This window comes from Phenylobacterium sp., assembly GCF_036402295.1.
In the GTDB taxonomy this organism is placed as follows: domain Bacteria; phylum Pseudomonadota; class Alphaproteobacteria; order Caulobacterales; family Caulobacteraceae; genus Phenylobacterium.
Map to the genome: position 1 here is coordinate 1 of NZ_DASWTE010000125.1, position 6,770 is coordinate 6,770.

Annotated in this window: 6 protein-coding genes; 3 read left to right on the top strand and 3 right to left on the bottom strand. The window is 70.8% G+C overall.

All coding sequences use genetic code 11. The annotated features are described in order from the left end of the window. The 3 genes from VGD44_RS07750 to VGD44_RS07760 all read left to right on the top strand — a co-directional run. On the top strand, nt 1-700 hold a 700-nt coding region (locus VGD44_RS07750), incomplete at its 5' end, for an ATP-binding cassette domain-containing protein (RefSeq protein ID WP_331085574.1). A gap of 64 nt (nt 701-764) precedes the next feature. Continuing rightward, the gene (locus VGD44_RS07755; RefSeq protein ID WP_331085576.1) at nt 765-1,712 is read left to right on the top strand and encodes an alpha/beta hydrolase; all 948 of its coding nucleotides are present in this window, start codon (nt 765-767) and stop codon (nt 1,710-1,712) included. Between the two features lie 71 nt (nt 1,713-1,783). After that, nucleotides 1,784-2,473, top strand: coding sequence for a hypothetical protein (locus VGD44_RS07760; RefSeq protein WP_331085579.1), 690 nt, complete (start codon nt 1,784-1,786; stop codon nt 2,471-2,473). 19 nt (nt 2,474-2,492) lie between these two features. On the opposite strand, the gene VGD44_RS07765 is transcribed toward VGD44_RS07760, so the two are convergent. From VGD44_RS07765 to VGD44_RS07775, 3 genes are all read right to left on the bottom strand, one after another. Next, nucleotides 2,493-2,963, bottom strand: coding sequence for a GNAT family N-acetyltransferase (locus VGD44_RS07765; protein WP_414694625.1), 471 nt, complete (start codon nt 2,961-2,963; stop codon nt 2,493-2,495). Nucleotides 2,964-3,026: 63 nt separating this feature from the next. After that, nucleotides 3,027-6,260 carry an efflux RND transporter permease subunit gene (locus tag VGD44_RS07770; protein ID WP_331085584.1) on the bottom strand — a complete coding sequence of 1,078 codons (3,234 nt, stop codon included), beginning with the start codon at nt 6,258-6,260 and terminating at the stop codon, nt 3,027-3,029. A gap of 27 nt (nt 6,261-6,287) precedes the next feature. After that, on the bottom strand, nt 6,288-6,770 hold a 483-nt coding region (locus VGD44_RS07775; protein WP_331085586.1), incomplete at its 5' end, for an efflux RND transporter periplasmic adaptor subunit.

The following is a 6,770-nucleotide window of genomic DNA, read 5'->3' on the forward strand; positions in this document are numbered from 1 at the left end:
CCGCCACGACGCGCGCTCGTCAGGCCTGCTGGACGTGACCTTCGAGGCGCGGCCCGGCCAGACCGTGGCCCTGGTCGGCCCGTCGGGCTCGGGCAAGACCACGGCGGTGCGGCTCGCCATGCGCCTCCTGGACCCGCAGGAGGGCCGGGTGACGATAGACGGCGTCGACATGCGTGAGGTCAAGCTGGCGTCGCTCCGCCGCACCGTGGCCCTGGTTCCGCAGGACGTGGCGCTGTTCAACGACACCCTCTACGCCAACGTCGGCTTCGCCCGGCCCGACGCGACGCCGGAGGAGGTGCGCGCCGCCGCTGACGCCGCCGAGCTCGGCCCCTTCATCGACGGCCTGCCCAGCGGCATGCAGACGCGCGTCGGCGAACGCGGCCTGAAGCTCTCCGGCGGCGAGCGCCAGCGGGTGGGCATCGCCCGCGCGCTGCTGGCCAACCCGCGCCTCTTGATCCTGGACGAGGCCACCAGCGCGCTCGACGGGCCGACCGAAGCGGCGATCCAGGAGACGCTGCGCAAGGTGAAGGCGGGCCGCACGACGCTGGTCATCGCCCACCGCCTCTCCACCATCGTCGACGCCGACCAGATCCTGGTGCTCCGCCGCGGCCGCATCGCCGAGCAGGGGACCCACGCCGAACTGCTGGAGAACCAGGGCGAGTACGCCGCGCTCTGGCGGCGGCAGACGCGGGAGAGCTGAGCCCTTCCGCTGGGCGCCCGTCCTCGGGCAAGCTGCGATCCGCACGAGAGCGGGGAGGACGGGCATGCGGAAAGCGATGAGGTTTGGCAGGCGCGGGGTGCTGGCGGCCCTGTGGCTCGCCTGTTCCGTCCTCCCGGCCGCCGCCCAGCCGCGGCGCTGGGACATCGAAGCCCCGCCGCAGCCGCCCGGCGCGATCGTGCTGAAGACGTCCGCGCCGCCAGCTTCCGCGACGCCCGAGACCTGGACGATGTCGAACATGGACAACGTCCCGGTCGTGCAGAACGTCACGGTCCCCACGCTCACGCCGTTCCTGCCGCCGCCAGGCAAGGCGACGGGCGCGGCGGTCGTCATCGCGCCCGGCGGCGGCTTCGTCCTGCTGGCGATGGACCACGAGGGATGGGCCGTGGCGAAGTGGCTGCAGTCGCAGGGCGTCGCGGCCTTCGTCCTCAAGTACCGGGTCCTGCCGACCGAGCCGAAGGCGGCGGGGCTCGACAAGGCGAACGCCGCGTTCTCCGCGGCGGGGCCGGAGGGGCGCCTGCGCCGCATCGCCGACGGTGCGAAGATCGCCACGCAGGACGCGCAGGAAGCCATGCGGGTGGTCCGCGCGCGAGCGACCGAATGGGGCGTCGACCCCGAGCGGATCGGGTTCATGGGCTTCTCGGCCGGCGCCATCACGACGATGGGGCTGGCCCTGGCCGACGACCCGGCGTCGCGCCCGGCGTTCATTGCGCCGATCTACGGCGGGCTCGGCGCTCCGCTGGTCGGGGGATCGATTCCGCAGAATCCGCCGCCGATGTGGGCCTCGCAGGCGGCCGACGACCCCCTGTTCGGCAAGACCGACTTCGCGCTGATCCCGGCCTGGCAGGCCAAGGGCGGGTCCGTCGAGCTCCACCTCTACGAGAAGGGCGGCCACGGCTACGGCTATCCGGGTCGGCCGGGCACCTCGACGACGCAGTGGCCGGCGGACTTCCTGGCCTGGATGCGCGCGCGGGGCTTCCTCGGGGGCCAATAGCCCCCGCAACCACGCGGTTGCAACGTTGTAGCCGGGTAGCCGTTACGGCGCCTCCAGGCGGAGGAGACATCATGCTTCGGAAGACACTGTTCGCGTCGCTGCTCGCGTCGAGCGCGCTGGCCCTGAGCGTCGCCGGCCCGGCCGTGGCCGACAAGAAGGACCGGGCGCAGGAAGCCATCGCCGCCGCGGAGGCCAAGGTGCGCACCGCCGAGTCCCTCGGCGCCGGTGTAGAGGTCCCGGTCGCGACGGCCCAGGCCCGGGCGGCCCTGGCGCGCGCACACGAAGACCTTGCGTCAGGCCGCAAGTCGATCGCGATCGAAAATGCGATCCAGGCGTCGGCGCTAGCCGACACGGCGATCGGCGAGCTGCAACGGCGCAAGGACGCGTCCGTGCAGGCGGCGCGGGATGCCGCCCGTGAGGAGGCGCAGGCCTCTGCTGCAGCGGCCGACGCATCCGTCGCTGCGGCCCAGGATCGGGCCATCTCTGCCGAACAGCAGGCCGCGGACGCCAAGCTCCGCGCCGAGGCCGCAGAGCAGGCGGCGGCCCGTTCGGCGGTCGACGCGGCGGCCGCGCGCGCTGCCGCCGCCCAGGCGCCCACGCAGGTCGAGACCACCGTCACGACCGAGCGCCGGGCCGCCGCGCCCCGGACCACGAGCAAGGCCCGCGTGACCAAACGCACGACCACCACCCGGACGGCGCCTGTCACGACCGGCACTGACCAGGTCACTACGACCACCACGGTGACGCAGCCGCCACGGTGATCCGTCGGCGGCAGGCTGGCTAGATCGCCTTGCCCATCCGCACCAAGGGCACGGGGACGCCCCCGCGGGCGTCCTCGATGGCCTCGATGTCCTCGTAGCCGCACTGGCTGTAGAGCGTGCGACCCGACAGGGTCGCCATCAGTTCCACCCGCTTGAAGCCCTCGGCGCTGGCGGCGGCCTCGCAAAGCGCCAGGATCAGGCGGCCGACGCCGCGGCGCGCGAAGTCCGGGTGCGTGTACATCGCCCGCACGCGCGCGGCTTCGGTCGCCGGATCGAGCAGGGCGGCGTCGCGGCCGGGCGTGTGATCGCCGCCGTAGAGCGTGGCCCGACGGCTCCAGCCGCCGCAGCCGGCGATGCGGCCATCCGCCTCCACGATGAAGTAGGTGCCGTCGGCCAGAAGCTGGCGGTCCAGACCCATGATCATGCGGCTGGACGCGATCTGCTCAGGGGCGAGGAAGCCCTTCTGCAGCTCGGCGATCGCGGCCTCCATCACGAGGCTGAGCGCCTGCGCGTCCGACGGCGCGGCGACACGGTGCGTCAGCCCGCCCAACCGCTACTCCGCGGCGCGCGGCAGGTCGTCGTTGCCGTAGGCGGGCGTCAGCGGCTTCCGCGCCGGGCGCCGGCCGGGCAGGTGGTCGCGGACCCAGCCGAAGCGCCGCGAGTAGACCTTCGGCGCGGCCAGCATCACCGGCGTCAGCACGAGGGTCAGCAGGGTCGCGAACGACAGGCCCCACACCACCGACGCCGAGAGCTGCACCCACCACGTGGAGCCGGGCGCCTTGTACTCTATGTGGCCGGTGTGGAAGTTCGGGTGGATCTGGAACATCAGCGGCAGGAGGCCCACCACCGTCACCAGCGTGGTCAGCAGCACTGGGCGGAACCGCTGGGCCGCGGCCCGGATCGCCGCCTCGTCGGCCTGATAGCCGGCATGGCGCAGGTGGTAGAAGGTGTCCACCAGCACGATGTTGTGGCCCACGACCACCCCGAACAGCGCCACCACCCCGGTCCCCAGCATGATCACCGAGATGTAGGGGAAGGTGCCGCCCAGATTCACCTGAACGCCCAGCAGCACGCCCACGGTCGACAGGATCACCGCCGAGAGGGTCACCAGCACGCCGTAGAAGCTGTTGAACTGCCAGAGCAGGATCACGAACATCATGAAGAGCGAGGCGGCCATGGCGGTCATGAAGAACACCGCGGCCTCCGCGCCTTCCTCGTCGGCGCCGGTGAACTTCCAGCGCACGGACGGATCGATCGGCGCCTTCTCGAGCCAGGGCCGCAGTTCCTCGATCTTCAGGTTGGAGGCGACGCCTTCGACGGTGTTGGCCTGCACGATCACCAGGCGCTGGGAATCCCGGCGCTGGATCTGGGTGACCTGCTGGGTGGGCACGCGCTTGATGAAGTAGCTGGCGGGCACCGGGCCGGTCGCGGTGGTGATCTTGAGTTGCTCCAGGGCCGCCACATTGCGGGCGCTGGCCGGGAAGCGGACGCGGATGTCGAGCTCGTCTTCGGCGTCGTCGGGGCGGAAGCGGCCCATCAGCACGCCGCCGGTCAGGAACTGGATGGTCTGGCCCACCGACAGCACGTCGACGCCGTAGCGGCCGGCGGCTTCGCGATCGACCGCGAGGTTCCACTCGATGCCGGGGGAGGTGCGGTTGTCCTCCAGTTCGATGAGCTGGCGGTCCTGCGACAGCTTCGCCTTCACGAGGTCAGCGGCGCTATTCAGGGCGGCCGGGTCGTGGCCCTGCAGCTGCACCTGGATGTCCTTGCCCACCGGCGGGCCGTTCTGCGGTCCGCGCACCTCGAGCTGCAGGCCGGCGACTTCGCCCAGCCGCTGCTTGACGGCGTTCTCGATGTCGCGCCCCACGAGGCCAAGCTCGACGCGCTGCTCGTAATCGACGAAGTCGATGCGGATGCGGCCGACGGTGTCGTTGGGCGCCGAGTTCGGCCCGCCGTTGGAGGTGAAGCCTCCTGAGCGGACGTAGAAGGATTCCACGCCCTTGATGCCTGCCAGCCGCGTCTCGACCTGCCGCACCAGCCCGTCCTGAGCCTCGGGCGAGAGGTTGCCGCGCGCCTTGACGTAGACGTCCACGAACTCGGGGTCGTCGGAGAAGAAGAACTCGGTCCGGTGCTTGGTCATGCCGAACCAGAGGACGATCGCCGCGATGATGACGACGGCGCCGAGCAGCGATCGCGTGGGATGCGCCGTCAGCATGGTCAGGGTCCGGGCGTACCAGCCCATGAACCCCTTCATCTCGCGCGGGTCGCCATGCTCGGACTTGGCGATCTCGGCCAGGTGCTCCTCGTCGATGGCGGCCTTGCGGGCGAAGATCGACCCCAGGGCGGGCGTGAAGATCAGGGCCACGAAGATCGACGCGCCCAGCACGAAGAACAGGGTCAGCGGCAGGAAGCTCATGAACTTCCCGGCGATCGAGTTCCAGAACATGAACGGCACGAAGGCGCAAAGCGTGGTCAGGGTGCCGTTGGCCACCGGCCAGAACATCCGCTTGCCCGCCGCGGCGAAGGCCTCCTCCTTGGGCAGGCCCTCGGCCATGCGCCGGTCGGCGTACTCGACCACCACGATGCCGCCGTCCACGAGGATGCCCACGGCCAGCACCATCCCGAACATGACCATCATGTTCAGGGTCACGCCCATGCCGTTGATCATCAGGAACGCCAGCAGGAAGCAGATCGGGATCGAGGCGCCCACCATCAGGCCCTGCCGGATCCCCAGGCTGGCCACGATGATCATCATCACCAGCAGGCTGGCCATCAGCAGGCCCGACTCCAGCACCACCAGGGTCCGGCCGATGAACTCGCTCTCGTCGTAGATGTAGTTGAGGTGGACGGTGGCCGGCCACCGCTTGGCTTCCTTCTCGGTCACCTTCTTCACCGTATCCACGGTGTCGAGGATGTTGGCGCCGCCGCGCTTCGAGACCTCGAGGATGAAGGCGGGATGGCCGTTGTACCGGCTGATCGAGGTGGCTTCCTTGAACGTCCGGCGCACCTCGCCGATGTCGCCCACGGTCACCAGGCGGTCGCCGTTGCGCTTGATCGGCAGCGCCAGGATGTCCTGCGGGTCCTCGACCACGCCTGGCACCTTCACCGCAAACTGGCCGCTGCCCGAGCGGAGGCTGCCGGCGGGGACCAGCTGGTTGTTGCGCCCGATCACCTGGGCGAGCTCGCCCGTGGTGACGTTGTAGGCCTCCATCCGCAGCGGATCGATCTCGACCTCGAGCACCTCCTCGCGGCCGCCGCTCATGAAGACTTCCAGGACGCCTTCGGTGGCCTCCAGCCGGTCCTTCAGGCTGCGCGCCACCCGGTGCAGCTCGCGCTCCGGCGCTGCGCCCGAGATCACGATGCCGATGATCGGTTCGCCCGAGAAGTTGGCTTCCTGGATGATCGGCTCTTCGGCGTCGGGCGGGAACTTGCCGCGCGCCAGGTCGACCTTGGCGCGGACGTCCTCCAGCGCCTTGTCCTTGTCGAAGTCGGCCTCGAACTCCAGCGTCACGATGGCCGCGCTCTGCCGGGCCACGCCGTTCATCGACTTGATGCCCTGGATCGTCTGCAGTTCCAGCTCGATCGGCTTGACCAGCAGGCGCTCGGCGTCCTCCGGCGAGACGCCGGGGTAGGGGACGACCACCGAGATGTACGGCAGGTCGATGTCGGGCTCGGACTCCCGCGGCATCGACAGGTAGGCGAAAAGGCCGAACAGCGCCGCGATCAGCGTCACGCCCAGCACGACCTTGCGCCGCTTGATGGCTCCGTCGATCAGCGGACCGATCATCTTGTGCTCCCCCGGGGCGTACAGGCCCTAGCGGACCTGGGCGACCCGAACCTTCTGGCCGTCGGCCACGAACGACTGGCCCACGGTGATGACGTTGACCGAGCCCCGGAGGCCGCTGATCCACATGCCGTCGCGGGTCTCCTCCAGCACCGTCACCGGTGAGAAGGTCACGCGGCCGTCGGCCAGGACGTAGCGGACGCCCTGGCGGCCGGCGGCGTCCAGCACCAGGGCCGATACCGGCACCAGGTGCGCGGCGCCCGCGCCGGCGGCGATGCGCAGGTCGGCCGAGAGGCCGGAGCGCACGGCGTTGCCCGGGTTCGGGACGGTGACTTCCAGGTGATAGGTGCGGGTCTGCGGATCGGCGTCGCGGGCCACATAGCGGACCCGGCCGGCCAGCACCTGGCCGTCGACCAGCGTGGCCCGGGCGGGCGCTCCGGCGCGCAGGCGCGCGGCCTCGGTCTCGGGCGCGTCGCCCACCACCAGCAGGGGGTTCAGTTCGATCATGGTGCC

What these genes read in the sequence shown, in the direction of transcription:
- VGD44_RS07755 (WP_331085576.1), top strand. Translation starts at nt 765, where the DNA reads ATGCGGAAAGCGATGAGGTTTGGCAGGCGCGGGGTGCTGGCGGCCCTG.
- VGD44_RS07760 (WP_331085579.1), top strand. Translation starts at nt 1,784, where the DNA reads ATGCTTCGGAAGACACTGTTCGCGTCGCTGCTCGCGTCGAGCGCGCTG.
- VGD44_RS07765 (WP_414694625.1), bottom strand. Translation starts at nt 2,963, where the DNA reads ATGGAGGCCGCGATCGCCGAGCTGCAGAAGGGCTTCCTCGCCCCTGAG.
- VGD44_RS07770 (WP_331085584.1), bottom strand. Translation starts at nt 6,260, where the DNA reads ATGATCGGTCCGCTGATCGACGGAGCCATCAAGCGGCGCAAGGTCGTG.